The organism is Serratia sp. 14-2641, assembly GCF_001692375.1.
Classification (GTDB): domain Bacteria; phylum Pseudomonadota; class Gammaproteobacteria; order Enterobacterales; family Enterobacteriaceae; genus Chania; species Chania fonticola_C.
Window position 1 is genome coordinate 434,229 of the sequence record NZ_LXKR01000044.1, and the last position, 24,575, is coordinate 458,803.

The 24,575-nt window shown below is 52.0% G+C and carries 27 protein-coding genes; 13 read left to right on the plus strand and 14 right to left on the minus strand.

Annotation, left to right across the window (positions count from 1 at the left end; all coding sequences use genetic code 11):
• Positions 1-148 precede the first annotated feature (148 nt).
• From artP to artJ (A6U95_RS17345), 5 genes are all read left to right on the plus strand, one after another.
• Complete coding sequence (artP, locus tag A6U95_RS17325) at positions 149-877, plus strand: arginine ABC transporter ATP-binding protein ArtP (RefSeq protein WP_098931676.1); 729 nt, start codon at positions 149-151, stop codon at positions 875-877.
• Positions 878-909: 32 nt separating this feature from the next.
• A complete protein-coding gene (gene artJ / locus A6U95_RS17330; RefSeq protein WP_021804969.1) occupies positions 910-1,641 on the plus strand; it encodes an arginine ABC transporter substrate-binding protein in 732 nt (243 codons plus the stop codon).
• A 9-nt stretch (positions 1,642-1,650) separates the two neighbouring features.
• Positions 1,651-2,367 carry an arginine ABC transporter permease ArtQ gene (gene artQ, locus A6U95_RS17335; protein WP_021804970.1) on the plus strand — a complete coding sequence of 239 codons (717 nt, stop codon included), beginning with the start codon at positions 1,651-1,653 and terminating at the stop codon, positions 2,365-2,367.
• Positions 2,367-3,035 carry an arginine ABC transporter permease ArtM gene (gene artM, locus A6U95_RS17340; RefSeq protein WP_065685357.1) on the plus strand — a complete coding sequence of 223 codons (669 nt, stop codon included), beginning with the start codon at positions 2,367-2,369 and terminating at the stop codon, positions 3,033-3,035. Before artQ ends, artM begins: the two co-directional genes overlap by 1 nt.
• Positions 3,036-3,229: 194 nt before the next feature.
• On the plus strand, positions 3,230-3,964 hold the full coding sequence (gene artJ / locus A6U95_RS17345; protein ID WP_046808135.1) for an arginine ABC transporter substrate-binding protein: 735 nt from the start codon (positions 3,230-3,232) through the stop codon (positions 3,962-3,964).
• A 302-nt stretch (positions 3,965-4,266) separates the two neighbouring features.
• On the opposite strand, the gene rlmC is transcribed toward artJ (A6U95_RS17345), so the two are convergent.
• The 8 genes from rlmC to A6U95_RS17385 all read right to left on the minus strand — a co-directional run bounded on the left by rlmC (position 4,267) and on the right by A6U95_RS17385 (position 12,108).
• Entirely contained in the window at positions 4,267-5,394 is a 1,128-nt protein-coding gene (gene rlmC, locus A6U95_RS17350) for a 23S rRNA (uracil(747)-C(5))-methyltransferase RlmC (protein WP_065685358.1), read from the minus strand.
• 144 nt (positions 5,395-5,538) lie between these two features.
• On the minus strand, positions 5,539-6,384 hold the full coding sequence (gene potI, locus A6U95_RS17355; RefSeq protein ID WP_021804974.1) for a putrescine ABC transporter permease PotI: 846 nt from the start codon (positions 6,382-6,384) through the stop codon (positions 5,539-5,541).
• Complete coding sequence (potH, locus tag A6U95_RS17360) at positions 6,381-7,343, minus strand: putrescine ABC transporter permease PotH (protein WP_021804975.1); 963 nt, start codon at positions 7,341-7,343, stop codon at positions 6,381-6,383. The genes potI and potH overlap by 4 nt, the downstream gene beginning before the upstream one ends.
• Positions 7,344-7,367: 24 nt before the next feature.
• The gene (potG, locus tag A6U95_RS17365) at positions 7,368-8,501 is read right to left on the minus strand and encodes a putrescine ABC transporter ATP-binding subunit PotG (RefSeq protein WP_065685359.1); all 1,134 of its coding nucleotides are present in this window, start codon (positions 8,499-8,501) and stop codon (positions 7,368-7,370) included.
• Between the two features lie 188 nt (positions 8,502-8,689).
• A complete protein-coding gene (gene potF, locus A6U95_RS17370) occupies positions 8,690-9,799 on the minus strand; it encodes a spermidine/putrescine ABC transporter substrate-binding protein PotF (RefSeq protein WP_065685360.1) in 1,110 nt (369 codons plus the stop codon).
• 395 nt (positions 9,800-10,194) lie between these two features.
• The gene (locus A6U95_RS17375) at positions 10,195-10,674 is read right to left on the minus strand and encodes a YbjN domain-containing protein (RefSeq protein WP_065685361.1); all 480 of its coding nucleotides are present in this window, start codon (positions 10,672-10,674) and stop codon (positions 10,195-10,197) included.
• Positions 10,675-10,848: 174 nt separating this feature from the next.
• On the minus strand, positions 10,849-11,751 hold the full coding sequence (gene rimK / locus A6U95_RS17380; RefSeq protein ID WP_065685362.1) for a 30S ribosomal protein S6--L-glutamate ligase: 903 nt from the start codon (positions 11,749-11,751) through the stop codon (positions 10,849-10,851).
• Between the two features lie 57 nt (positions 11,752-11,808).
• A complete protein-coding gene (locus tag A6U95_RS17385; protein WP_065685363.1) occupies positions 11,809-12,108 on the minus strand; it encodes a YbjC family protein in 300 nt (99 codons plus the stop codon).
• A 238-nt stretch (positions 12,109-12,346) separates the two neighbouring features.
• On the opposite strand from A6U95_RS17385, the gene A6U95_RS17390 reads away from it, so the two are divergent.
• Positions 12,347-12,610, plus strand: a complete 264-nt coding sequence (locus tag A6U95_RS17390; RefSeq protein ID WP_065685364.1) for a GrxA family glutaredoxin — start codon at positions 12,347-12,349, stop codon at positions 12,608-12,610.
• A 52-nt stretch (positions 12,611-12,662) separates the two neighbouring features.
• Here the strand turns inward: A6U95_RS17390 and A6U95_RS17395 are convergent, their stop codons facing one another.
• On the minus strand, positions 12,663-13,052 hold the full coding sequence (locus A6U95_RS17395) for an inner membrane protein YbjM (protein WP_065685365.1): 390 nt from the start codon (positions 13,050-13,052) through the stop codon (positions 12,663-12,665).
• A gap of 344 nt (positions 13,053-13,396) precedes the next feature.
• Here A6U95_RS17395 and A6U95_RS17400 point away from each other — a divergent pair, with 344 nt between their 5' ends.
• Entirely contained in the window at positions 13,397-15,088 is a 1,692-nt protein-coding gene (locus A6U95_RS17400; protein ID WP_065685428.1) for an aspartate:alanine antiporter, read from the plus strand.
• A 534-nt stretch (positions 15,089-15,622) separates the two neighbouring features.
• Here A6U95_RS17400 and A6U95_RS17405 read toward each other — a convergent pair.
• Positions 15,623-15,988, minus strand: a complete 366-nt coding sequence (locus A6U95_RS17405) for an SH3 domain-containing protein (protein WP_065685429.1) — start codon at positions 15,986-15,988, stop codon at positions 15,623-15,625.
• 592 nt (positions 15,989-16,580) lie between these two features.
• On the opposite strand from A6U95_RS17405, the gene A6U95_RS17410 reads away from it, so the two are divergent.
• Positions 16,581-17,165 (plus strand): hypothetical protein, encoded by a 585-nt coding sequence (locus A6U95_RS17410; protein ID WP_065685366.1) that lies wholly within the window; start codon positions 16,581-16,583, stop codon positions 17,163-17,165.
• Between the two features lie 68 nt (positions 17,166-17,233).
• Here A6U95_RS17410 and A6U95_RS17415 read toward each other — a convergent pair whose 3' ends face one another.
• Together A6U95_RS17415 and A6U95_RS31085 are read right to left on the minus strand one after the other, a co-directional pair.
• Entirely contained in the window at positions 17,234-17,659 is a 426-nt protein-coding gene (locus tag A6U95_RS17415; RefSeq protein WP_024528628.1) for a universal stress protein, read from the minus strand.
• 78 nt (positions 17,660-17,737) lie between these two features.
• A complete protein-coding gene (locus tag A6U95_RS31085) occupies positions 17,738-17,914 on the minus strand; it encodes a hypothetical protein (protein ID WP_158006223.1) in 177 nt (58 codons plus the stop codon).
• Between the two features lie 352 nt (positions 17,915-18,266).
• On the opposite strand from A6U95_RS31085, the gene lpxA reads away from it, so the two are divergent.
• Positions 18,267-19,058 carry an acyl-ACP--UDP-N-acetylglucosamine O-acyltransferase gene (gene lpxA, locus A6U95_RS17420; RefSeq protein ID WP_065685367.1) on the plus strand — a complete coding sequence of 264 codons (792 nt, stop codon included), beginning with the start codon at positions 18,267-18,269 and terminating at the stop codon, positions 19,056-19,058.
• Positions 19,059-19,125: 67 nt separating this feature from the next.
• On the opposite strand, the gene eco is transcribed toward lpxA, so the two are convergent.
• Positions 19,126-19,638 (minus strand): serine protease inhibitor ecotin, encoded by a 513-nt coding sequence (gene eco, locus A6U95_RS17425; RefSeq protein WP_065685368.1) that lies wholly within the window; start codon positions 19,636-19,638, stop codon positions 19,126-19,128.
• A 160-nt stretch (positions 19,639-19,798) separates the two neighbouring features.
• Between eco and A6U95_RS17430 the strand changes: the two genes are divergently transcribed.
• Complete coding sequence (locus A6U95_RS17430) at positions 19,799-20,557, plus strand: phosphatase PAP2 family protein (RefSeq protein ID WP_139102392.1); 759 nt, start codon at positions 19,799-19,801, stop codon at positions 20,555-20,557.
• A gap of 6 nt (positions 20,558-20,563) precedes the next feature.
• Positions 20,564-21,169, plus strand: coding sequence for an undecaprenyl-diphosphate phosphatase (gene ybjG / locus A6U95_RS17435; protein WP_065685369.1), 606 nt, complete (start codon positions 20,564-20,566; stop codon positions 21,167-21,169).
• A gap of 33 nt (positions 21,170-21,202) precedes the next feature.
• Here ybjG and A6U95_RS17440 read toward each other — a convergent pair whose 3' ends face one another.
• Positions 21,203-22,021 carry a hypothetical protein gene (locus A6U95_RS17440; protein WP_065685370.1) on the minus strand — a complete coding sequence of 273 codons (819 nt, stop codon included), beginning with the start codon at positions 22,019-22,021 and terminating at the stop codon, positions 21,203-21,205.
• 227 nt (positions 22,022-22,248) lie between these two features.
• Between A6U95_RS17440 and deoC the strand changes: the two genes are divergently transcribed.
• On the plus strand, positions 22,249-22,929 hold the full coding sequence (deoC, locus tag A6U95_RS17445) for a deoxyribose-phosphate aldolase (RefSeq protein ID WP_065685371.1): 681 nt from the start codon (positions 22,249-22,251) through the stop codon (positions 22,927-22,929).
• Between the two features lie 177 nt (positions 22,930-23,106).
• Positions 23,107-23,871 (plus strand): DNA-binding transcriptional repressor DeoR, encoded by a 765-nt coding sequence (gene deoR / locus A6U95_RS17450; RefSeq protein ID WP_065685372.1) that lies wholly within the window; start codon positions 23,107-23,109, stop codon positions 23,869-23,871.
• Positions 23,872-24,575: the final 704 nt, after the last annotated feature.

The window sequence follows — 24,575 nt, forward strand, 5'->3', positions numbered from 1 at the left end:
AAATCCGCCATTCAGCCAGCGCTCACGGTATCTTCTGCTATTATTTAGTCATTCTGCGACGTACTAATAAATTTTAACTCACAAAGATTGCATAAGTATTCTGTGGAAGTTACCATTCCCGGCATCAATGTCTATTCAATTTCAGCGCATGAGTATTCAACTAAAAGATATCAACTGCTTTTACGGCGCACATCAGGCGCTGTTTAACATTACACTGGATTGCCCTGCCGGCGAGACTCTGGTGCTGCTTGGTCCAAGCGGCGCGGGTAAGAGTTCGCTGCTGCGGGTGCTTAACCTGCTGGAAATGCCACGCTCTGGCCACCTGCAAATCGCGGGCAATCAGTTCGACTTTAAACAGTCACCGGGGGAGAAATCCATCCGCGAACTGCGCCAAAACGTGGGCATGGTGTTCCAGCAGTACAATCTCTGGCCACATCTGACCGTGGTGCAAAACCTGATCGAAGCGCCCTGCCGCGTACTTGGCCTGAGCAAGGCACAAGCGATGGCGCGTGCCGACAAGTTGCTGACCCGGTTACGCCTGACTGATTTTGCCGATCGTTTCCCGCTGCATCTCTCCGGTGGCCAACAACAGCGCGTAGCCATTGCCCGTGCGCTGATGATGGAGCCTCAGGTTCTGCTGTTCGATGAGCCTACGGCCGCACTGGATCCGGAAATTACCGCGCAGATCGTCAGCATTATTCGCGAGTTGGCGGGCACCGGTATTACTCAGGTGATCGTCACCCATGAGGTTGAAGTCGCGCGTAAAACCGCCAGCCGCGTGGTGTATATGGAAAATGGCCATATCGTCGAACAGGGCGATGCCAGCCACTTTGCACAACCGCAAACCGTAGAGTTTGCCAATTACTTATCACACTAATAGCGATATTTGCTGTTCTCAGGGAGTTTGCGATGAAAAAACTACTAATCGCCGCCGTTCTGGCTGGCATCAGCGTTTCTGCCTCAGCAGCCGAAACTATTCGTTTCGCTACCGAAGCTTCCTACCCTCCGTTCGAATTTGTCGCGGCGGATAACAAGATCCAGGGCTTCGACGTCGATCTGGCCAACGCTCTGTGTAAAGAGATGCAGGCTGAGTGTACCTTTACCAACCAGGGCTTCGACAGCCTGATCCCAAGCCTGAAGTTCAAGCGTTTCGATGCCGTGATGGCCGGTATGGATATCACCCCTGAGCGCGAAAAGCAGGTGCTGTTCAGCAAGCCTTACTACGATAACTCGGCCCTGTTTATTGCCGAGAAAGGTAAAGTGGCCGACGTGGCCGCGCTGAAAGGCAAACGCGTTGGCGTGCAAAACGGCACCACGCACCAGAAATTCCTGACCGATAAACACCCGGAAATCACCACCGTGGGTTACGACAGCTATCAGAACGCCATTCTGGATCTGAAAAATGGCCGTGTTGATGCGGTGTTCGGCGATACCGCCGTGGTTAACGAGTGGCTGAAAGAAAATGCTGCGCTGACCGCAGTGGGCGATAAAGTGACGGATAAAGACTACTTCGGTAGCGGTCTGGGCATTGCCATGCGCCTGCAAAATACCGAACTGCAGGGCAAATTCAACGCCGCCCTGGATAAAATCAAGCAGGATGGGACTTACGAAACCATCTACAAAAAATGGTTCCAGCAGTAATCATTATCCATGAATGAAATCCAACCTTTAGCTAGCGCCGCCGGGATGACCGTCGGCCTTGCCGTTTGTGCCCTGGTCCTCGGCCTGATCCTGGCGATGCTGTTTGCCGTCTGGGAGTCATCCCGTTGGAAAGCGGTCAGTTGGCTCGGCACCGCCTGGGTGACCCTGCTGCGCGGCTTGCCAGAAATTCTGGTGGTGTTGTTTATCTACTTCGGCTCTTCACAGCTGCTGATGATGCTATCCGACGGCTTCGTCCTGAACTTCGGCCTGTTCCAGTTACCGGTGCAGCTGTCCATCGACAATTTCGAAGTCAGCCCGTTCCTGTGCGGCGTTATCGCCCTGGCCCTGCTCTATTCTGCCTACGCGTCGCAAACGCTGCGTGGGGCGCTGAAAGCGGTGCCACTGGGTCAGTGGGAGTCCGGCCAGGCTCTCGGGCTAAGCAAGACAGCTATCTTCTTCCGCTTGATCATGCCGCAAATGTGGCGTCACGCGCTGCCGGGGCTGGGCAACCAGTGGCTGGTGCTGCTGAAAGATACCGCGCTGGTGTCGTTGATTAGCGTTAACGATTTGATGTTGCAAACCAAGAGTATTGCTACACGCACCCAGGAGCCGTTTACCTGGTATGTGATTGCGGCGGCAATCTATCTGGTGATCACCCTGCTGAGCCAGTACATCCTTAAGCGGATCGAGCTGCGTACCACGCGTTTTGAGCGGGGGCCTGCCTGATGCTTGAATTCATCCCCGAAATCATCAAAGGCTTGCATACCAGCCTGTCGTTGACGATCGTCGCACTGATTGTTGCCTTGCTGATGTCGCTGGTGCTGACGGTGATCCTGACGTTAAAAACCCCGGTGCTGACGCAGTTGGTGAAGGTCTACATTACGTTGTTCACCGGTACGCCATTGCTAGTGCAGATCTTCCTGATTTACTACGGCCCTGGCCAGTTCCCGGCGATCCGTGAGTATCCCTGGTTGTGGAACCTGCTTTCGCAACCCTGGCTCTGCGCGATGATTGCGTTGGCACTGAACAGTGCGGCCTACACCACCCTGCTGTTCCATGGGGCGGTACGCGCTATCCCGGCAGGCCAGTGGCAATCCTGTGAAGCACTGGGCATGTCACGCCAGCAAACGCTACGTATTCTGCTGCCATATGCCTTCAAACGTGCCTTGTCATCCTACTCCAACGAAGTGGTTTTGGTGTTCAAGAGTACCTCGCTTGCCTATACCATTACCCTGATGGAAGTGATGGGCTACAGCCAACTGATGTATGGCCGGACTTATGACGTGATGGTCTTCGGTGCCGCTGGCATTGTGTACCTGTGCGTCAATGGCCTGCTGACGTTACTGATGCGTATGGTTGAACGCCGCGCATTGGCGTTTGAACGGCGTAACTGAGCCAAGCCTCGCTGAACTAGCCCTGCCATGCGCAGGGCTTTTTTATGGCCAAAAATAATTTTCTAGTCATTTATATTGAATAGTAATTCACTAAATGGCATTGTTATCGGCATAGCCACTCACAATACCCTTGGGGCGTTGTCAGAAAAAAAGGTGGCGAGACCACAATCAAATTTACGACAGGAGCCGTACCGATGAAAAAGCTGTTACTTGCCGCCACCATTCTCGCCGGGATCACCTTTAACGCTGCCGCCGCAGACACTATCCGTTTCGCCTCCTCAGCGACCTACCCGCCGTTTGAATCTCTGGATGCCAATAACCAGATCGTCGGTTTCGATATCGATTTGGCCAAGGCCTTGTGCAAACAGATGCAGGCTGACTGCACCTTTACCAACCAGGCCTTTGACAGCCTGATCGCCGCGCTGAAATTCAAAAAATATGATGCGGTGATTTCCGGTATGGACATCACGCCAGAGCGTAGCAAGCAGGTTACCTTTACCCAGCCCTATTATGCCAACTCGGCCATCGTCATTGCTCAGAAAGGCAAGTTCGCTACGCTGGCGGATTTGAAAGGCAAAAAGCTGGGGATGGAAAACGGCACCACGCATCAAAAATACATGCAGGACAAGCACCCGGAAATTAATACCGTATCTTATGACAGCTACCAAAATGCCGTGCTAGAGCTGAAGAATGGCCGTATTGATGGCGTGTTCGGTGACACGGCGGTGGTTAATGAGTGGCTGAAGAATAACCCGGAACTGGCTGCCGTAGGTGAACACGTAACCGATGCGCAGTACTTTGGTACCGGCCTGGGCATTGCCGTACGCCCGGACAATCAGGCACTACTGGCCAAGCTGAATGCTGCGCTGGATGCGATCAAGGCGGATGGGACCTACAAGGCGATCAACGATAAGTGGTTCCCACAGTAATCCCCTCACCCCAACCCTCTCCCACAGGGAGAGGGAGCTGATAGCCCCTGCTCTTTTGCAAGTAAAGAGCTCATCTCCGCAAACTCGATCGCCCCTCATTCAAGGCAAGTCTCTACTATTGAAACACACTCGATCGATCCCCTCTCCCTGTGGGAGAGGAAGCTTATAGCCCCTGCTCTTTTTCAAGTAAAGAGCTCATCTCCGCAAACTCGATCGCCCCTCATTCAAGGCAAGTCACTACTATTTGAAACACACTCGATCGATCCCCTCTCCCTACGGGAGAGGGTTAGGGTGAGGGGCCGTTATTTCCGGACCAGCAGCGTCAACACTTCGTAATGCACAGTATGCGGGAACATATCAAATAGCTGCACACGTTCAACGCGGTAATCCGGCAGCATCGCCAAATCCTTCGCCATACTTAACGCATTACAGCTGGAATAAAGAATATATCTCGGCGCCATGCGGTTGAGATAATCACACAGCTCATTGCCAATCCCCCGGCGCGGCGGGTTCACCAAGACCAACTCAGGAACCTCTCCCTCGGCGGTGGCAAATCGGGTCGAATCCAGCGCCTGAAAATCCACCTGCTGTAAGCCGAGAGTTTGCGCCGACTGTTTGGCACAGGCAATCGCCTCTGCGCTGATTTCAATGCCAGTCAGCCTGGTTTGCGGCTGTGCACAATGCAACCCGAAACCGCCAACGCCACAGAACAGATCCCACATGCTGGCGATACCCAGCGCCCGTACCCAATCCCGTGCGGTGGCATACAGTTGGCTAGCCACCTGCGGATTAGTTTGAAAAAAGCTCTGTGGGCGAATGTATAACGGCACCTGGTTGAACCGTTCTTCCAGCGCCTGCTGTTCGGTCAGCGGGATTTCATGCTCGCCTTCCATAATCGCCATGTGTACTGGCTGAATATTGGCGGAGATCACCTTCAACTGCGGCAACTGTTCTTGTAACCAAGGCAAGGCCGCACGCAGTTGCGCCAGTTTGCTGTCAGAACGCAGTACAAAGCGCAGCATCAGGCCGCCGCTGAAGGTGCTTTCCGTCAGTAGTAAATATTTCAGTTCGCCACGTTTGCGTGCCACGTTATAAGGCGTTAAACCGGCGCGAGGGATAAAGTCTTTTAATACCGCGAAAATCGGGGCAAAGCTGGCCGGATACAACGGGCAATCACACAGGTCTACCGGCGTGCCATCACGGTGCAACATGCCAAGCAACGGTCGCTCAACGCTACCGCTGACCACCATTTTCGCCTTGTTGCGAAATGCACTCTGTTCACCCGTCACCGGTTCCAACCATTGCGCGACATCGCGATCCACCAGCAAGGATTGCAGATGATGTTGTTTTTCTTCCAGTTGCTGGGGATAAGGCTGTTCCAGCCACTGACAGGAACGGCAGGTACCCGCCGAGTACAAAGCGCAATGCATGAATAGTAACCGTTAACTCAGGATGACCAATGAGGGCGCAGATTGTATCACCCAACGCGGACAAAAACTTATTTACGAGGTCAGAACAAGATAAAACGCCGCCCGGTCAGGCGGCGTTTGAGGCTCGATTAATCGTCAACAGCATCAGCCACGAGCGGCCCTTTGCAGTTCACGCGCGCGCTGTTTTTCCGCCCGCGCCATAAACCACCAGGCGATAAACCCGATGATCCCCACCACCAGCAGGATCAGCGTCGCCAAGGCGTTGATCTCCGGGTTAACCCCCATACGCACGCTGGAGAATACCAGCATTGGCAAGGTGGTGGCCCCTGGCCCGGCCACGAAGCTGGCAATGACCAGATCGTCCAACGAGAGAGTAAACGCCAGCATCCAGCCCGAGATCAGCGCTGGGGCAATCATCGGTAAGGTGATCACAGAAAACACTTTCAGCGGCGTCGCGCCCAGATCCATCGCGGCCTCTTCGATCGAACGATCCAACTCTCGCAGACGCGAACTGATAACGACCGACACATAGGCAGTACAGAAAGTGACGTGCGCCAGCCAGATGGTGAACATCCCGCGCTCAGAAGGCCACCCAAAGGTGTGCCCCATAGCCACAAACAACAGCAGCAGCGACAAACCGGTGATCACATCTGGCATAACCAGCGGTGCGGTGAGCATAAAGGCAAACCCGGTCGAACCCCGGAAACGCCCAAAGCGCACCATCACCATCGCGGCAATGGTGCCGAGGATCACCGCCGCCGTGGCGGAAGCCGCCGCAATGGTCAAACTAAGGCCAACCGCGCTGATCATCGCCGAATCGTGGAACAGTTCGATATACCAGCGGAAAGACCAACCCGCCCAAACGGTAACCAGCTTGGAACTGTTGAACGAGTAGATCACCAGCATCAGCATCGGTGCGTACAGGAAGGTGAAACCGACCACCAGAATCGCTATGCGCCACGGTGAGCGCACTACCGGCAAGTTATTCATCCCTGCCCTCCCATTTCCTTGTTCTGGTGCTTGTGGAACCAGAGAATAGGTACAATCAGCAACAGCAGCATCACGGTAGCAACCGCCGAGGCGACCGGCCAGTCACGGTTATTGAAGAACTCCTGCCATAGCACGCGGCCAATCATGATGCTGTCTGGCCCGCCGAGCAGTTCAGGGATCACAAACTCCCCCACCGCCGGGATAAACACCAGCATCGAGCCGGCAATGATACCGCCACGCGTTAACGGCATGATCACGCTGAAGAAGGTTTTCAACGGCTTGGCCCCCAGATCCAGCGAGGCTTCAACCAGCGAGTAATCAAGGCGCGTCAGCGCGGTATAAATTGGCAACACCATAAACGGCAGATAGGAATAAACGATGCCGATATATACCGCCAGATTGGTATGCAGGATCACCAGCGGCTGATCGATTACCCCCAACCACATCAGGAAGTTGTTCAACACCCCGTTGTTCTTCAGTATCCCCATCCAGGCATACACACGGATCAGGAATGACGTCCAGGAAGGCAGGATCACCAACAGCAGCAGTATGTTGCGGGTCGACGGTTTACTGTGCGCCACCGCCCATGCCAGCGGATAGCCGATCACCAGGCAGCACAGCGTTGAAACCGCCGCGATCTGCAAGGATTGCAGATAGGCATCGATGTATAGCGGGTCATCGGTCAGTTGCAGGTAGTTGGCAAAGTTCAACGCAATATCGAGTTTGCCATCTGCCCAACTCATCAGATCGGTATAAGGCGGTACCGCCAAGGCCAGTTCAGACAGACTGATCTTGAACACGATCAGGAACGGCAGCATAAACAGTAGCAGCAGCCACAGCAGCGGCAGCGCAATCACCAGCTTGCGACCATGGGCCATCTGCAAACGTTGGATAAACGCCTTAATCGGGCCGGGTACTCTTGCCGGAGGCTCCGGCGAACGTTCAGAAAGCAATGTCATGGTGGTTACTCCTCACTTTCTCAACTACACCGTCAGAACCACACAGCTGTCGGTTTCCCAACACAGGCGCACTTCATCACCCCAGGTTGGCATGCCTTTGCGGAAGCGATGACCATTCTGCAGCTGCGCACTGATCATCTGCCCGCTGAGCAACTTCACGTGGTAGATCGACAGATCGCCAAGATAGGCGATGTTCACCACCTCTCCCACCGCAAAGTTGCAGCCGTCTTCCGGCACTTCCTCACACAGCATGATCTTTTCCGGGCGGAGCGCGACCTGAATAGGCACACCGTCCACCACCGATGAATCAGGATCGACCTTAAGCGCATGGCGTAAACCCGGGCTTTGCAGGATCAATGCATCGTCCCGCCGCTCCTGCAACACGCAATCAAACACGTTGACCGAACCGATAAACTCGGCGCTGAAACGGCTGTTCGGGTGCTCATAGATCTCTTCCGGCTCACCGATTTGCACAAACTTGCCGCGGTTCATGATGGCGATACGGCCAGCCATGGTCATCGCTTCTTCCTGATCGTGGGTGACCATGACGCAGGTCGCACCCACGCGCTCCAGGATATCGACCACTTCCAGTTGCATGCGATCGCGCAGTTTTTTATCCAGCGCGCCCATCGGTTCATCCAGCAGCAACAGCTTCGGCCGTTTGGCCAAGCTACGCGCCAGTGCCACACGCTGGCGTTGCCCGCCGGAAAGCTGGTGCGGCTTACGCTTGGCGTATTCCTGCATATGCACCAACGTAAGCATTTCGGTGACGCGCTCGTTAATTTCCGCGCGCGGCATTTTGTCCTGCTTGAGGCCAAACGCGATGTTCTGCTCCACCGTCATATGGGGGAAAAGCGCATAGGACTGGAACATCATATTGACCGGGCGCTGGTATGGTGGCACGTGGGACATGTCCTGACCGTCGAGGACAATTTGCCCTTCCGTCGGCTGTTCAAAACCGGCCAACATGCGCAGCAACGTCGATTTTCCACAGCCAGAAGGCCCCAACAACGCAAAGATTTCGCCCTTGTAGATCGTCAGGCTAACGTCTTCTACCGCGTTCTGGCCGTCAAAGGTTTTGGTGAGGTTACGGATTTCCAGCAGAGGGGTGAAAACCTTCTGCGATTTGGCTAGCGGACGAGGGATAACATCGTTCAATCGGGGTGCTCTCCGGCTAAAGCAGTACGACCAACCACAGCAATTGCCATGGCCCAAAATGGCAATGCAGGCGGGTTAAACCCACCTGCTTATCAATACCGGGCTCAGCATACTGAGCCACTACACTTATCAATACCCTATGAATTTCGAGCTGTAGCTAGGCGACAAGCTTGAAACACGACGGGTCTTTACTTCCCGCTTTTAACTTTAGTCCAAGCCCGGGTAATGACACGGTCAAGTTTCGGCGACTGTACGTTCAGCGTGTACAGTTTGGCGCGAATATCTACCGGTGGATAAACGTTCGGGTTATCACGCACCTCGGCATTCACCAGCGGCGTGGCATCTTTTACCGCGTTGGCATAAAACACGTGGTTGCTGATATCCGCGATCACTTCTGGCTTGAGCAAGAAGTTCAGGAACTGGTAGGCCGCATCTTTGTTTTTGGCATCGGCTGGCATCGCAAACATGTCAAAGTAGGTCAGCGCCCCTTCTTTTGGAATGGAGTAAGCCACGTTGACGCCATTTTTGGCTTCTTTGGCACGGTTGGCGGCCTGCATGATGTCGCCAGACCAGCCAATGGCCACGCAAATATCCCCGTTAGCCAGATCGTTAATGTACTGGGAAGAGTGGAAGTAGCGGATATTCGGCCGCAGCTTCATCAGCAGATCGTTGGCCGCACCGGTGTAATCTTCCGCACTGGTGCTGTTAGGATCTTTGCCCAGATAGTGCAAAACGGTGGCATACACTTCGCTTGGTGCATCCAGGAAGGAGACACCACAGCTTTTCAGCTTCTCCAGGTTTTCCGGCTTGAGGATCAGATCCCAGCTATCGACCGGGGCATCTTTACCCAGCACCGCTTTGACCTTATCGACGTTATAGCCAATGCCGGTGGTCACCATCATGTAAGGGATACCGTACTTATTCTCCTTGTCGTTATGCGCAACCAGTTGCAGCATCTCGGGATCAAGGTTTTTGTAATTAGGTATCTTGCTCTTGTCCAGAGCTTCAAAAATACCGGCTTTGGACTGGCGCTCAAGGAAGTTGGAGGAAGGAACCACCAAGTCATAACCGGTGCTGCCCGCCATCAGTTTGCCTTCCAGAACCTCGTTGGAATCAAAGACGTCATACACCACTTTGATGCCGGTTTCTTTCTGGAATTTGGCCAGGGTATCCGGCGCAATGTAGTCGGACCAATTGTAGATGTGCAGCGTATTGTCTGCGGCCGACGCGGTAAGGCAAGCCGTCATCAGCAAGCCGCCAACCACACCCGATAACCACTTTTTACGTTGGGTGACCATCCGTAACTTCCTCCAAAACAAGGGGTAAATTTGTATCCTGAAAGGATACAACGCCTTTGATTAGCCGAGCGCAATCGTTGCGATCGCGAGTGAATAGCTATGCAGTTGATTGCATGCAATTTTCTCACCTGCCAGCCCATGAGGTCACAAACAGGAGCGTGAGCTTTTAGCAAGATCAGCAGCATAACCGGAGTTGCCAGACGGTGCCAGCCTCCAGGGTAAAAAACGCCGTTTATCGATTAATTATGCACGGGGTCTGTATGTGATGCGGCAATAACGCCCTAAAAGACGATAAATATCTGGCAATAAGGGGAGAAACGCAGAATATTTGTTTGTGGGGGAAAGTCCGGGCTGCGTGCCGCCAGATCTGCGGCACACATAATGTACAGCGAAGATTAATGCAGCATAGGTTGGCTGGCTACGGTAGCCGGGTTCTCTTCTTCATCACCCATAAACAGCAGATCGTTCGCCCTGGCTTCCAGGATCACCATCGAGATCTGTTCTTCGCCCTGTTGCATAAAGTGGGCAAACTGCTCATAGGCCACGCCAACAGCGATGCCCAAAGACTGGCAAACGATCAGCTTTGGCAAGTTATCGTCTTGAATATCAACAAAGGCCTTGATGGTCAGCGAGCTGGCATTGATTTGACTGAGATCGGCCACCAGCGGGATCAGTGCGGTTGGCTTCACTTCGGCCAGCGCGGAAAACAGGATCACATTGTCCACCAGATCGAGCTTGGCATCGAATACGCCGTCAAAGTTTTGCATGTGCGGCAGGTGTAACGCCTGGCAAGAGTCACATTCAAAAAACGAGATCCCCAACTGATCCAACCAACGTCGTAATAACGCTAAATCGGGGACGATGAGTGAATCCATAAATTACCAGCCTCACAGGGTTCAATGACATGAAAAGGCGCATAGCTTACGGAATATTCAATCGAGATGCCACGATCAAAGCCGCTTAATTCACTAATACGGCAACATCGCACGGCATACCCGCACCTGCGATCCCCCGTATACGCTTGGCGCAACAGCGGAAAGCGCCATTTATCACCCGCCAGATTTCAGACGAAAGCCAGGCCGGGCTCGTTGCTCAATGTACTCGATCATCATGCCTGCAATATCCAACCCGGTGGTGGTTTCAACGCCTTCCAACCCCGGCGATGCATTCACTTCCATCACCAGTGGGCCACGATCGGCACGTAGGATATCAACCCCGGCAACATCCAGCCCCAGCGTCTCCACGGCCTTGATCGCCGTAGCGCGCTCCTTGCCGGTGATATGCACTTTACGGGCCGTGCCACCCCGGTGCAGGTTCGAACGAAACTCCCCGGGCTTTGCCTGGCGTTCAATCGCGGCAACTACCCTGCCGCCAACGACCAGGCAGCGAATGTCACAGCCCTTGGCTTCACGGATATACTCCTGCACCAGGATATGGGCGTTCAGACCACGGAAGGCGTCGATCACGCTCTCCGCCGCCTGGCGAGTTTCGGCCAATACCACGCCGATCCCCTGTGTCCCTTCAACCAGCTTCACCACCAGCGGTGCGCCGCCCACCAGTTCAATCAAATCACCGGTATCATCCGGCGAATGCGCAAAGCCGGTAATGGGCAGATCAATCCCCTGGCGCGCCAGCAGTTGCAGTGAACGCAGCTTGTCACGCGCCCGGGTAATGGCTACTGACTCATTGAGTGGATAGCTGCCCAGCAGTTCAAACTGACGCAGCACGGCGGTGCCATAAAAGGTAATAGCGGAACCAATACGCGGGATCACGGCATCGTAATGTTCCAACCGGCGGCCACGATAATGAATGCTCGGTGCCGCTGGGTTGATATTCATATAGCAAGACTGCGGATCGATAACATCGATACGGTGCCCACGCTGCTCTGCAGCCTCACGCAGTCTTTTACATGAGTACAGCGAACCATCGCGTGAAAGAATGGCAATTTTCACTCGTCACCCCTAAAGGCGTTGATCACCTGCATTGGCAGGCATTCCCCATAGCCGCGTTTAGTCTTGCGGTCCCTGGTCTTGTTTATCTTTCGGCGGGGTACGCCGATCGTTCTGCGGCGGCTGGCCACCGCGCAGTAGCGGGCTGAGCCCTTGCACTACGCGCCAGACCAAAAATGCGGCGGCAGGAACCATCATGAAAACGCCGAGAAAGATCATGCCAACCGCCGCCGGTTGCGAAGCCAGCATTCCCGGCAAACGGACGTAGTCATGAATACTCAGATAAGAGAGTATCAACAGCACCATGCCCAATCCTTCAAGCACCAGCACAGAACGCGGTAAGTCACCGAATGAACGCATATTTTTTTCTCCAGACTCGCTGTGTCCAGTGTAGTAAATTCGCCATCGCTGCAACAGCTCTAGTTGATTAATCGGTTCTATAAATCAGACCAAGAGGCAGATCCTGCTTTTTTTTAGCCCAGCCAACGGGCATAGTAAGCGCCATGACGTGAGTGATTGCGCAACTGAAGTCTTTTTATGACGGAAGGAATGTCGTTACAATAACGGTTAATTATTAATAACAGACTAGGAGTGTTACATGTTTGCTGTAATCTTCGGGCGTCCGGGCTGTCCTTACTGTGTCCGTGCTAAAGAGCTGGCAGAGAAATTGACTGAAGAGCGTGACGATTTCAACTTCCGTTATGTTGATATCCACGCAGAAGGCATCAGCAAGGCCGATTTGGAAAAAACCGTGGGCAAACCGGTAGAAACCGTGCCACAGATCTTTATCGATCAGACCCACATTGGCGGCTGCACTGATTTTGAAGCCTACGCCAAAGAAAACCTGAACCTGTTCCAGTAAGCTTCAAGCTCGAACAAAAAAGGCCACCGAACTCAGGTGGCCTTTCTTACGATTAGTGTTTTTGCCGCCGATAGAACTGTTGCAACGCATGCAACACCATGCGCATTAATAAATACAACATCCCCCCCAACACACACCAGAATACGGCGCTGACCGCATAAGCCAATTCCTGCCAAAACGAATGGCCGGGCGTTAACCAAAAATGGCGAATGAGCAAACACAGCGGTACTGCACACAGTGCGCCAAGCAAGGGACACAGGATACGCTGCTTGCTCGACAAATAGCTGGCGATAAAACCGGGAATAATAAACAACAGCAGGCCGGTTTCACCATGATGCTCGGATTCTGTCACGCCGACGGCACCGCTCTTCTGGCCCAGAAAAACCAGGCTAAACAGCAGAAAACAGCTAAAAATGCCCACCCAGTATCGATAACTTACCATCCACCTCTTCCCTCCATACCCGAAAAACGACGGATATCGCGATGTGACCGCTGACTACATCGTAAAACACAGCCTATCGCACAGACCTTGCGACACACAGCCGAAATCGACAGCGCTGGCTGAACTTTTTCCTTGGTCAAAAAGGGTTAAATACGTATACCGACACAGCTTTATGCTGGCTGTCATACGTGATAGCGACTAGAATAAGCGCCGCCATTCGATGGTTCGGATCGCCTTCCGATGGTTGGTTGTTATCTAAGCTTTATCCATATACTCTATGGCTGAATCTAACTCTTATAGTGTTCTTTATCAAGAACTTACTGGTAAACAATAAGTTATCCCCCGTGAACATAAACGTCGCAAGTTTGTTAAACGGTAACTACATCCTGTTACTGTTTGTGGTACTCGCCCTGGGGCTCTGCCTCGGAAAGGTTCGTCTTGGCTCCGTTCAACTCGGTAATTCCATTGGCGTTTTAGTGGTCTCGCTGTTGCTTGGCCAGCAACACTTTGCCATTAACACCGAAGCGTTAAGCCTCGGCTTCATGCTGTTTATTTTTTGCGTCGGCGTTGAAGCTGGCCCCAATTTCTTCTCGATTTTTTTCCGCGACGGCAAAAACTACTTCATGCTGGCGCTGGTGATGGTCGGTTCAGCCATGGTGATCGCCATCGGTCTGGGTAAGCTGTTCCGCTGGGATATCGGCCTTACCGCTGGCATGCTCGCCGGTTCGATGACCTCCACACCGGTGTTAGTGGGTGCAGGCGACACGCTGCGTAATACCATCACCAGCGGCCCGGCACTGCTTGCTGCCCAAGACCATCTGAGCCTGGGCTACGCCCTGACCTACCTGATTGGCCTGGTCAGCCTGATTTTCGGCGCTCGTTATCTGCCGAAACTGCAGCATCAGGACCTCTCTACCTCTGCCCAACAAATCGCCCGGGAGCGCGGCCTGGATACCGATAGCCAGCGCAAGGTCTATTTGCCGGTGATCCGCGCCTATCGCGTTGGCCAGGAACTGGTTGCCTGGGCAGACGGCAAGAACCTGCGCGAGCTCGGTATTTACCGCCAAACCGGTTGTTACATCGAACGAATTCGCCGCAACGGCATTCTGGCCAACCCAGACGGAGATGCGGTGTTACAGGTCGGGGATGAAATCTCACTGGTCGGCTACCCTGATGCCCACGCACGCCTGGACCCAAGCTTCCGTAACGGTAAGGAAGTGTTCGATCGGGATCTGCTGGATATGCGCATAGTGACAGAAGAGATCGTGGTCAAAAACAGCAATGCGGTAGGCAAACGCCTGAGCCAGTTGAAGCTGACCGATCATGGCTGCTTCCTCAACCGCGTGATCCGCAGCCAGATTGAAATGCCGATCGATGACAGTATCGTGTTGAACAAAGGCGATGTGCTGCAGGTTAGCGGCGATGCCCGCCGGGTAAAAAGCGTGGCAGAGAAGATCGGCTTTATTTCCATTCATAGCCAGGTCACCGATCTGCTGGCGTTCTGCGCCTTCTTTATCATCGGCCTGCTGATTGGCCAAATCACCATTCAGTTCACCAGCAGCTTCTCCTTTGGCATCGGCAACGCCGCAGGGCTATTGATGTCCGGCATCATGCTGGGCTTCCTGCGTGCCAACCACCCGACCTTTGGTTATATCCCTCAGGGCGCGTTGAACATGGTGAAAGAGTTCGGCCTGATGGTGTTTATGGCCGGTGTGGGCCTGAGCGCAGGAGCCGGTATCGGCAATACCCTTGGCGCAGTAGGTGGCCAGATGCTGATCGCAGGCTTGATCGTCAGCCTGGTACCGGTAGTGATCTGCTTCCTGTTCGGTGCCTACATTCTGCGCATGAACCGTGCCCTGCTGTTTGGTGCCATTATGGGAGCACGTACCTGCGCCCCGGCGATGGAAATCATTAGTGACACTGCACGTAGTAATATTCCTGCGTTGGGATATGCAGGCACCTACGCCATCGCTAACGTGTTGTTAACCTTGGCAGGCTCGCTCATCGTGGTGATCTGGCCAGGTATAATGGGGTAGCAAGGCGGTCTGAGAAGGGGTGCCTCGGCGAAATATTTTTTAATTTTTCTGGCAACAGGTAGAACTTTTCGATCGGGACATAGTCTGAATTAGTGCCACTGCTTTTCTTTGATGTCCCCATTTTGTGGAGCCCGTTAGTCCCGCCTTTTTAGGTTCAAGATTAGCGGGTTTTTTGTTGCCTGAAATTTACGCCCCTTAAAAACCGTCACTTAGGGAACGTCATTTTACTGAGTGGCGACAAAGTGGCGGCTCACGTTTTGCGGCCATAAAAAAACCTGCTTCGCAGGCTTCTTGTCAGTTTGACTTACACCCCATTGATTAACACACCGTGATGTTAGTAATGCCTTCATTATCAACGTGGGAGCCGCTGGAGGCCATTTGGACGCTAGCTGGGACCACATTAGCGGGGAGATCGTTCAAAAGGCCCAGCGCGCGCCAAAGCCCTTACTCGGTGTTGCCGGGTTTGGGCGTAGACTCATCCGTATTGATTACGGCTTTGGGGCTGCGACGGCGCCACTAAAACTCTGATGCAAGCTAGCGGCCTGATTTGATGTCCTGAAGAATGCTTTTCGGTACCCAACCAATATCTTGATCTGAGAGTCGCTGGCACCATACCCAGCCATTCAAGAATTTTATCGCCAGCAATTCATCGCCCTCATTAACATCAAGTTCTTTGGCCGTATAGTCATCTTTAGCTATACCATGACCGGGTTTGTTGCTTCGTTCTATGAGTTGTTCTGGAACCCATCCACCGGCATGATTAGGTATTGTACAGAAATACCAATTATCCCAACCTTCATCGCCCTCATACCTATCCCCTATAATAAGCTGAGTTCCACTTTTGAACGTTATAGGATCTGGATATTCACTTCGATGTTGCCCTATTGCGATAAATTTCATGTTAGTCCTCATAAATTCCATCTACCTTCCTCTGACGCTTACGACAATCTGTATGCATACACAGTATGCAACTATTAATTCTCATCGCGCAACCGATCATCTGAAGCCTGCCCAATCCATAGCTTGCTCATACTTCATTGATAGATAGAAAAGTTTTCTTTATAACCACGTGCTACAGCTCAACCCGCGGGTGACAAAGTGACGGCCCGATATCAATCTTCCCCCAGTACAGGTCATGCCGACGATGGCCGTCGATACGACACATAAATGCCGAATGCAGCAGTGTATAAAAGCTGGAGGAAACATCTATCACAAATAACGCCAACCGCAATATCATATTTTAAACTGCCAGAATTTAACCTATCGAGGTTATTGACAACACTATTCTTTTAATGACAACGTAGTGAAACGCCGAGGTATTGCCGCTCAACGAAGGAAGTCTGACATTGATTCCAAATATCATTTATACCAGGGAGGTAAGCATGTAAAACCAACACAATAACAGCACCAGAAATAAAACACCGAATTTTGGCAGTTTAATGATTTTTTATGTGTCATTTCACAATCCAGAAAGGATTTATAGGATTGCATTATGAAAGTGAGTTTTTTAGGTTACCTTTTTCTGGTTTTAACCAGTTCCTTTTTTTGTGGGAACTTAAGCGCAGTCAGCACAGGCACGCTTACGGTGAAGTTTGGTCAGACAACGGAGGATACTTTTAAGGCAACTCATCCGGAAGCGGTAAATGTAGGTTATAATAACGAACTCAGAGGGAACATTTATAAAGAAACACCCGATAACAACAAGGACAAGCGAAGCAATATTATTTTTGAAAGTACCAAAGATGTCTTTGTCTTGTTTGATCAGAATAAAAATTTATCCGCACTGCAGTTACAATTTAAAAACGATCAGTTTAGTCTTATCAGTGCAATTCTAGCCAGTAAGTACACCACCGTCGTAAAGAAAACCCCACTTATCGGCAGTGACTATATGGAGCTATACAATGACGGCGTTTCTATTTACTTGATGGATCCTTTTTTCTATTCAAATACGTCACTCTTCTTTATAAAGACCGATATTAGAGATAAAATTCTAAAAAACCTCCCCTCGGAGATGCTCAATGATGATATTAACGTACTGAATTACCTCGTGGAAAGGAGTTTCCCTTCAATAGAGTAATCCGATCAATGCCTCCTGCTATTATGCAGAATAACATAATAGCGGGCGGAGTAAAAACCAGCATCCCATCAATGTTTTTCTATCGGCACCACCAACATATCAACCGCAATATGGTTGATCGTACGGCGCGTACTGGATACCAAACGACTCCACATATCGTGGTGGTGACCAAAAATCACCAAATCAATGCCTTTTTCACGAATGGCATTGTTCAGCGCTTCGCTTAGATCACCACGGCCAATGATCACTTCACTGATGGGATACTCCGCCTGCTGCTGGATAGCGTTAAGCATATTTTTCACTCGTTCAGAGAAGGTCTTATCGGCATAGTTGAATTCGCCACTACCAAACTCGCTGTAGTGGTTAGCTTGCTCATCGATATAAATCAACGACAGCTTGGCCTGCAGTGCGCCAGCCAATTCAGAACCTTTACGCACCAGTAGTTCGGCATCATCACTCAGATCGGTTGCAATAACGATATGTTGATAAGTCATATTGTCGGCCCTCCGCATTACCTAATACCCAGCCTGATAACCTACCTATTAATTCTAGTCTAGCCTGAGAGTAGCTGCTTATCCTCTTATCATTCTACTGCTGAAATAATCCATCTCGGCATCAGGCACTACTGCAAAATCTGCAGGCAGATAAACTCTTTCATATGTTGATTTAACGCTATACCAAGGCGCAGGAAGTGGTGCAAAACCAGGTAAAATTGGATTCCCAAGTGTCTTAAGCGCCATAGCAAGCATGATCTAACCCATTGTTTACTCAAACGGGCGCAGCATGATACCGCCCCCTATGTTGTCACCCCAGTGAGGGAATGTCTGCAGTCTAGGTTAGCCGATGCGCATCTAACCCCCTGCCCCATCTTCCATTACAGAAAGGTTCAGAAAATAAAGAAAATATATGATGGTGTGATATGCCCATTAACTCCTTATACTCGGCCCTGTCGATAAGAAAAATCACCTGGCCTCCAACACCCAACCCTTTCCCCTCCCATTCGACACTTACTCTCAGATTAATCCAAACTTCGGCTTAATCATTTACCCGTGATTGGCCCCGAGTGCCGGAAACGCCACGTGCCATCATCAGGATAACGCAATGTCAATTTCTCCCTCTGCCCGGATCGCAAGCAACAGCTTGATTGAACCGGGGGCGATTATCGGTGCGCGCGTCAGCATTGGCCCCTTCTGCATCATCGCAGCTGGCGTCGAGATTGGTGATGACACGGTGATAGCCTCTCATGTCAGCATTAATGGCCTCACCCGTATTGGCTGCGATAACGTTATCGGGCAATTTTCAACCATCGGCGAAGTGAATCAGGATTTGAAATATGCTGGTGAAGCGACGGACGTGGTCATCGGCGACAGAAACAGGATCGGCAAGAACGCGACCATTCATCGCGGCACCGCTCAAGGCTATCGACGAACGGCTATCGGCAATGACAACCTGTTCTTGAACAATGTTCACATTGGCCATGATTGCATTGTCGGCAATACCACGGTTATCGGTGATAACTCGGGGCTAGCCGGGCATGTTGAGTTGGATGATTTTGTGCAGATCGGCAATATATGCGCGATACATCAGTTTTGTCTGCTGGGTGCCCATGCGCATATCGCTCATCAGTCTGGCGTGGTGCAGGATGTTCCACCTTTTGTCAGTGCCAGTGGCAACCATGCGGCCCCCATCGGTGTTAACGAGTCAGCGGCAGCCTTCCAATCGTTGGACGATCGGCAACAGCAAGTGATCCTAGCCCTGTATAACATGCTGTATCACAATGCGCTGGCGATCGATGAGGTCAAACAGGAGGCGCAGCGCTTGAGCGAAACCTATCCGCTACTGCAATGGTTTAATTCTTTCTTCTCACGCTCGGCACGCGGCATTATCCGCTAGTCTTTGCCATTGAATATTCAGATGGGCGCCGCATGCGGCGCCCCTACATGGCGTAGTTTACAGTCGTTTATTTAGTTACCGCACGGCCAGTATTTTCGCTGGCTGACCAGATGCGATAGCGCACCTCGACGTCCTTCGGCACGTAAACCACGATCGGCAAGCGGCTGTTATAGCGCTGCATCGCGGCATCCCCCAGTTGAGCGGCAACGAACTCCTGACGCTTGGTATTATCTGGGCAAGCCATCATGGTAGAGGCCGGAGCCGAAAGCTTCGGCAGTACAAAATAGTTGTAACCCCAACCGGCCAGCGTTTTACTCTCCAGGTTGCCGCCCATCATGTGGCGGTTGCAATCCACTTCCAGCGTTTGGCCAATCAGCAGCTCAACCTTAAAGTTTTCTTCATTCTCCTGCTTGGGTAAATAAATGACCTGCCGGCTCATGCCCGGCTCTGCTTTCGGGAACGGTGCTACTTTTTCCAATGGCTGCATATTGAGATCGTCAGTACTTGCGGTGGTTGCAGCAACGGCGCTGACAGACGCGGCCATCAGCAGGCTGGTCACTACCATAGAAAGCTTGTTCATTTTTTATCCTTACAATTCATAACCTAAATACCCAACTACGCTAGCATACTTTGCGCCGTTAAATTATAGGCCAAATCTGGATATCGCCCCCAAGCCACTTGCCATCCATTAAGGTTTTCTTAAGACGGGATGATTACAGTAGCCCGATCCGTTACCGCCTATGAGCCTTCGTGTGAACCCATCAAACGCCAAACAATCGTCATTAAATCAATCCTCAACGGCTAGCCAAATTCAGACTGACGCCCTTTACTCCTTGCCCACATCCTTTTACCGTTGGCAAGCCTTTGGGCTGATGGTGGCTGCACTGTTGTTTATCTGGCTGTCACGCAATGAACAACTGGATTGGGCGGTCAGTAATTATTGGTATGACGCCGCCAGCCAGCGTTTTCCGTGGCAGAACAACTACTGGCTGGATCTGATCAACCATAGGTTGTTAAAGATTTCGGTGATCGCCGGAGCGGTACTGGCGCTGTTTTGGGGAATTTATCGCCGTAACGCGCGGCTAATCGTCACCATGCTGTTGATCGGCATTGGGCCGTTGGTGGTGGGGATCCTGAAGGCCACCAGTGCACACTCATGCCCTTGGGATCTGCTGGAGTACGGTGGCAAAGCGATGTCATTCCCCCTGTTTGGCACCACGCCAGCGTTCCCGGGGCCTGGCCGTTGCTTCCCCGGAGGGCACGCCTCCAGCGGCTTCGCCGTGATGGCACTGTTCTTTCTGTTTTATCCGCAACGCCCGCGCCTGGCTTACTGGTGCTGGCTGGGCGGCATCACGCTCGGCATGCTTATGGGTTTTGGCCAGATCATGCGGGGCGCACATTTTCTTTCCCATAACCTGTGGGCCGGGTGGTGGGTTTGGTTCAGCCAGGTGGCTGTTTATTGGTGTATTAGCGGCTATTTTCGCCGTAAGACGAGGTAATACTTAATGGAGCAGTTGAACTATCTTCTTTTCGCCTGGATCAATGCCACTCCGGCCAGCCCGGAATGGTTGATCGATCTTGCCACCTTCATCGCACGGGATCTGATCGCCATTATCCCACTGCTGATTGTCGGCCTGTGGTTCTGGGGGGCACATAGCCAACTGGTAGCACAGCGAGAAGTGGTAGCCAAAACGACCATTGCCCTGTTATTTGCCATGTGTGCTTCGGCCGCTATCGGTGCGCTGTTGCCCCATGAACGCCCTTTTGTCACCGGTATCGGCTATACCTTCCTGGCGCATGCACCAGATAGTTCTTTCCCCAGCGATCATGGCACCGCTATCTTCACCTTCGCCCTGGCCTTCCTGTGCTGGCATCGTGCCTGGTCAGGTATTTTGCTGATGGTCGCGGCAGTCGCCATTGCCTGGTCCCGCGTATTCCTTGGTGTGCACTGGCCGCTGGATATGGTGGGCGGTTTCCTGCTAGGCTGTGTGGGGTGTCTGTTTGCCCAATTGGTGTGGAACCTGTTTGGTGATGCCATCGCCCAACGTCTGACGCGCCTGTACCATTTCCTGTTCGCCTTCCCGATCCGTAAAGGATGGGTGAAGGAGTAATACCTGCCCGCGGGGGGGCTTGCCCCCCGCCAGCTATAGCATACCGGTCGTCACGCGGAACTCCCGCATCTCCCCCGCTTTTAACATCACTGCCATTGGTATCGCTGTAACCTCTGGGCTGCAACTGGCCGGCTGGACAAACGCCGTCGCCCGCGAGTTGGCTCGTGGCCGCTGTAAGACGGCATAGCTGAATTGGCGGGTGGCAAAACGGGTTACATATCTTCTGCCGCATGGCGCCAGCATAAAGAACTCGGCCTGATCGACATACAGCGAGAGGTCGTCAGAGCAAATGACCCGTAGTGGATTATCACGGATATTGAGCGCACAGCCCGGCAGATTTTGGCGGAAAACGGCACCCTCTTCACAGGCATAGTTCATATGGCACATATAACTCAATGGCTGGGCCTGCTCGGCCAGGTTGTTGATCACCATTTCAATACTGAACTGTGTGCTGTTGGCGGCTAGCTGAACGGCCGGTTGGATGCGGCAAGGGCCATCGGCAGTGATGGCTCGTACAGCGATCGCTTCTTCTTCTACCTCCAGCCAGACATCAATCACCGCACCATAATTAGCTGGCAAGCCTTGGTGAGAGGCAAAACAGCCACGGGCATCATTGCGTCGAGGCTGCGACCGGCTGGCTTTTGCTTTGAGAGACTGGCCGTCAAACACCGCATCCCAAATCATCAAATCCTGGTAGGGCAACAACGTTAAGGTACCCCGCTGGTTTTGCAGCGCTAACGCGGCGATATCACCAGGAAACATAAACGCGGTCACCGTAAAACCAGCGCCGCAATACACTTCATTCGGCTGTGTGCCGAACAATCCAGGGCTCAGATTAATGATCGTCTTCATCTTCTTTCCTCAGGGGGCAGTCGTTGCACCGTGAACGAATTGGTCAAGGTGTAATCTATGTTATTTAAATAACATTTACCAGCACATTCTGTGGCAGATGGTGCTCATCAATTCCGCTTATGACTCAAAAATTAGTGTTAATACAGCTACCAATCGCGATGTGACAATGTTAGGATTATAACATCACTAACATCCAAAAGCGTTATTACACCCACTGAGGAATTACCATGACTACTGAACAGATTGATTACGCTCGCTATATCGACCATACCCTGCTGGCTATGGACACCACGGAAAGCCAGATCAACCAACTGTGCGAAGAAGCGCGTCAGCATAATTTCTATGCCGTTTGCGTTAACTCGGGTTATGTCCCGTTGGCCGCTCACCTGTTGCAGGAAAGCAACGTTAAAGTATGCTCGGTTATCGGCTTCCCTCTGGGGGCTGGTTTGACCGTCTCCAAGGCTTTCGAAGCCAAAGCTGCCATTGCCGCTGGCGCCCAGGAAATCGACATGGTGATCAACGTCGGTTGGCTGAAAAGCGGCCTGAATGACGAAGTGAAGGCCGATATCGCCGCGGTGCGTGAAGTTTGCGCGGCTATCCCGTTGAAGGTAATATTGGAAACCTGTCTGCTCAACGATGAACAAATCGTTGTGGTTTGTGAAATGTGTCGTGAACTGGATGTCGCTTTCGTTAAAACCTCTACCGGTTTCAGCACTGGCGGCGCTCGTGAAGACCACGTCAAACTGATGCGTGCTACCGTAGGCAGCGAGATGGGCGTCAAAGCCTCTGGCGCAGTGCGCGATCGCGCTACCGCTGGGAAAATGATTGCCGCCGGTGCAACACGTATCGGCACCAGCTCGGGCGTTGCGATCGTTTCTGGCGATGCGGCGGCCACCGGTAGCTACTGATTTTCGCTAGCTCTATCTAGGTATAGCGACATCTAATGCGGGGTTGTGCCCTCAGTGCGAACTGGGTCTGCACTTCTCCGCATTATTGTGTTGGAGCGAACGAAAGAAACTTTTGGCTCCTTTATCCCTTTCGGCCACACTTGAGAAACTTGGGGTATAAACCTGTAGGAAAAACTGATGGAAACCCGGCGCGACGAACGTATCAACCGGCTAGTTCAGGCTCTAAAGCGTTCTGACAAGATCCACTTAAAAGAAGCAGCCGCACTGCTCGGCGTCTCGGAAATGACCATCCGGCGCGATCTCAGTGCCGAACCTGCGGCGGTGGTCTTGCTTGGGGGTTATGTCGTAGCCGATCCGCGTATCAACGGAGTCACCAATTATTTTGTCTCCGATCAGAAAGCCAAGCAGGTGGCGGAAAAGCGCCGTATTGGCATGTTGGCGGCACCGCTGGTCAACGAAAACGACACGGTGTTCTTTGACTGTGGCACCACCACCCCGGCCATTATCGACGCCATTGCCGATGAACTCCCCTTTACCGCTATCTGCCACTCACTCAACACCTTTCTGGCGCTGCAGGACAAGCCCAACTGCAAGGTGATCCTGTGCGGCGGCGAATTCAAACCGAGCAACTACATTTTCACCGCTGTTGGCCAACATAACGAGTTGGACCACATCTGCCCTAACGTGGCCTTTATCTCCGCGGCAGGTATCACTTTGCAGCATGGCGCAACCTGCTTCAATCTTGATGAACTGGCGATGAAACACAAAGCGTTGGACAAGGCGCAGCAAAAAATCCTGGTCGCCGACCACAGCAAATTTGCCCAAACCAAGCCTGCCTGCATCGGGCCGCTGGCATTGTTCGACAAAGTCATCACCGATCGCCAGCCTGACCCTGAATTCATCGACTTTTTCAACCAACACGCGGTCACTTTGCGTTTCTGATCTTGGCCTCACTGCCGATTTTATGCCGTGTCCCTGGTGTTACCTGAGGGACGCGGTTGCCAATTTCTCGTTAAACTCAGGCTTTTTTTTAAGCAATTAAACTTAAAATAATCCTAATGGCCGATAATTGCAGGTTAATGGATTGCAACAACTTGCCAGCGTTATTATTTCCCACAGAACATTATTGCAGTAATTTGCATCAAATCTCACCCAGATAAAATGGTTCACTTCTTCCACCGGCCTCGTTAAGCCGCCTTTTGGCAAAAAATTATCGACTATTTTTAATCAAATTATCAGAGTTTACCTTTATTCATATGATGATTAAAATCGTCGTATTACGGTCATCCGCTTCCAGCCACACCGACAATCAAAATCAGTAAATAAGTGTAAAAACAATCAGATAAGCTTTTTCCTCTCACTAACCAAACGTGATCTATATCACTAAAACAGCTAAATCCGGCTTTTTAGCTAGATCCAAACCAGCACATAAAATATATTGCTCGCCCTGCCACACAAGACAGGTTTTTATCCGGCTAAACATCATACAAACCGGATAAAGGTTGTGGGATTAGTGAGAGCGGTTGCAGCATGATGTTTCGCACAAACACGCAACATTTGCATGAAAATTTACAATAAAAGCCTTTAACCGCACACATCACGCATTTGGGAGCAAGATCACGGTTGTTTCTGCTGTAAATCGTTAT

What these genes read in the sequence shown, in the direction of transcription:
- artP (WP_098931676.1), top strand. Translation starts at nt 149, where the DNA reads ATGAGTATTCAACTAAAAGATATCAACTGCTTTTACGGCGCACATCAG.
- artJ (WP_021804969.1), top strand. Translation starts at nt 910, where the DNA reads ATGAAAAAACTACTAATCGCCGCCGTTCTGGCTGGCATCAGCGTTTCT.
- artQ (WP_021804970.1), top strand. Translation starts at nt 1,651, where the DNA reads ATGAATGAAATCCAACCTTTAGCTAGCGCCGCCGGGATGACCGTCGGC.
- artM (WP_065685357.1), top strand. Translation starts at nt 2,367, where the DNA reads ATGCTTGAATTCATCCCCGAAATCATCAAAGGCTTGCATACCAGCCTG.
- artJ (WP_046808135.1), top strand. Translation starts at nt 3,230, where the DNA reads ATGAAAAAGCTGTTACTTGCCGCCACCATTCTCGCCGGGATCACCTTT.
- rlmC (WP_065685358.1), bottom strand. Translation starts at nt 5,394, where the DNA reads ATGCATTGCGCTTTGTACTCGGCGGGTACCTGCCGTTCCTGTCAGTGG.
- potI (WP_021804974.1), bottom strand. Translation starts at nt 6,384, where the DNA reads ATGAATAACTTGCCGGTAGTGCGCTCACCGTGGCGCATAGCGATTCTG.
- potH (WP_021804975.1), bottom strand. Translation starts at nt 7,343, where the DNA reads ATGACATTGCTTTCTGAACGTTCGCCGGAGCCTCCGGCAAGAGTACCC.
- potF (WP_065685360.1), bottom strand. Translation starts at nt 9,799, where the DNA reads ATGGTCACCCAACGTAAAAAGTGGTTATCGGGTGTGGTTGGCGGCTTG.
- A6U95_RS17375 (WP_065685361.1), bottom strand. Translation starts at nt 10,674, where the DNA reads ATGGATTCACTCATCGTCCCCGATTTAGCGTTATTACGACGTTGGTTG.
- A6U95_RS17385 (WP_065685363.1), bottom strand. Translation starts at nt 12,108, where the DNA reads ATGCGTTCATTCGGTGACTTACCGCGTTCTGTGCTGGTGCTTGAAGGA.
- A6U95_RS17390 (WP_065685364.1), top strand. Translation starts at nt 12,347, where the DNA reads ATGTTTGCTGTAATCTTCGGGCGTCCGGGCTGTCCTTACTGTGTCCGT.
- A6U95_RS17395 (WP_065685365.1), bottom strand. Translation starts at nt 13,052, where the DNA reads ATGGTAAGTTATCGATACTGGGTGGGCATTTTTAGCTGTTTTCTGCTG.
- A6U95_RS17405 (WP_065685429.1), bottom strand. Translation starts at nt 15,988, where the DNA reads ATGAAATTTATCGCAATAGGGCAACATCGAAGTGAATATCCAGATCCT.
- A6U95_RS17410 (WP_065685366.1), top strand. Translation starts at nt 16,581, where the DNA reads ATGAAAGTGAGTTTTTTAGGTTACCTTTTTCTGGTTTTAACCAGTTCC.
- A6U95_RS17415 (WP_024528628.1), bottom strand. Translation starts at nt 17,659, where the DNA reads ATGACTTATCAACATATCGTTATTGCAACCGATCTGAGTGATGATGCC.
- A6U95_RS31085 (WP_158006223.1), bottom strand. Translation starts at nt 17,914, where the DNA reads ATGCTTGCTATGGCGCTTAAGACACTTGGGAATCCAATTTTACCTGGT.
- lpxA (WP_065685367.1), top strand. Translation starts at nt 18,267, where the DNA reads ATGTCAATTTCTCCCTCTGCCCGGATCGCAAGCAACAGCTTGATTGAA.
- eco (WP_065685368.1), bottom strand. Translation starts at nt 19,638, where the DNA reads ATGAACAAGCTTTCTATGGTAGTGACCAGCCTGCTGATGGCCGCGTCT.
- A6U95_RS17430 (WP_139102392.1), top strand. Translation starts at nt 19,799, where the DNA reads ATGAGCCTTCGTGTGAACCCATCAAACGCCAAACAATCGTCATTAAAT.
- ybjG (WP_065685369.1), top strand. Translation starts at nt 20,564, where the DNA reads ATGGAGCAGTTGAACTATCTTCTTTTCGCCTGGATCAATGCCACTCCG.
- A6U95_RS17440 (WP_065685370.1), bottom strand. Translation starts at nt 22,021, where the DNA reads ATGAAGACGATCATTAATCTGAGCCCTGGATTGTTCGGCACACAGCCG.
- deoC (WP_065685371.1), top strand. Translation starts at nt 22,249, where the DNA reads ATGACTACTGAACAGATTGATTACGCTCGCTATATCGACCATACCCTG.
- deoR (WP_065685372.1), top strand. Translation starts at nt 23,107, where the DNA reads ATGGAAACCCGGCGCGACGAACGTATCAACCGGCTAGTTCAGGCTCTA.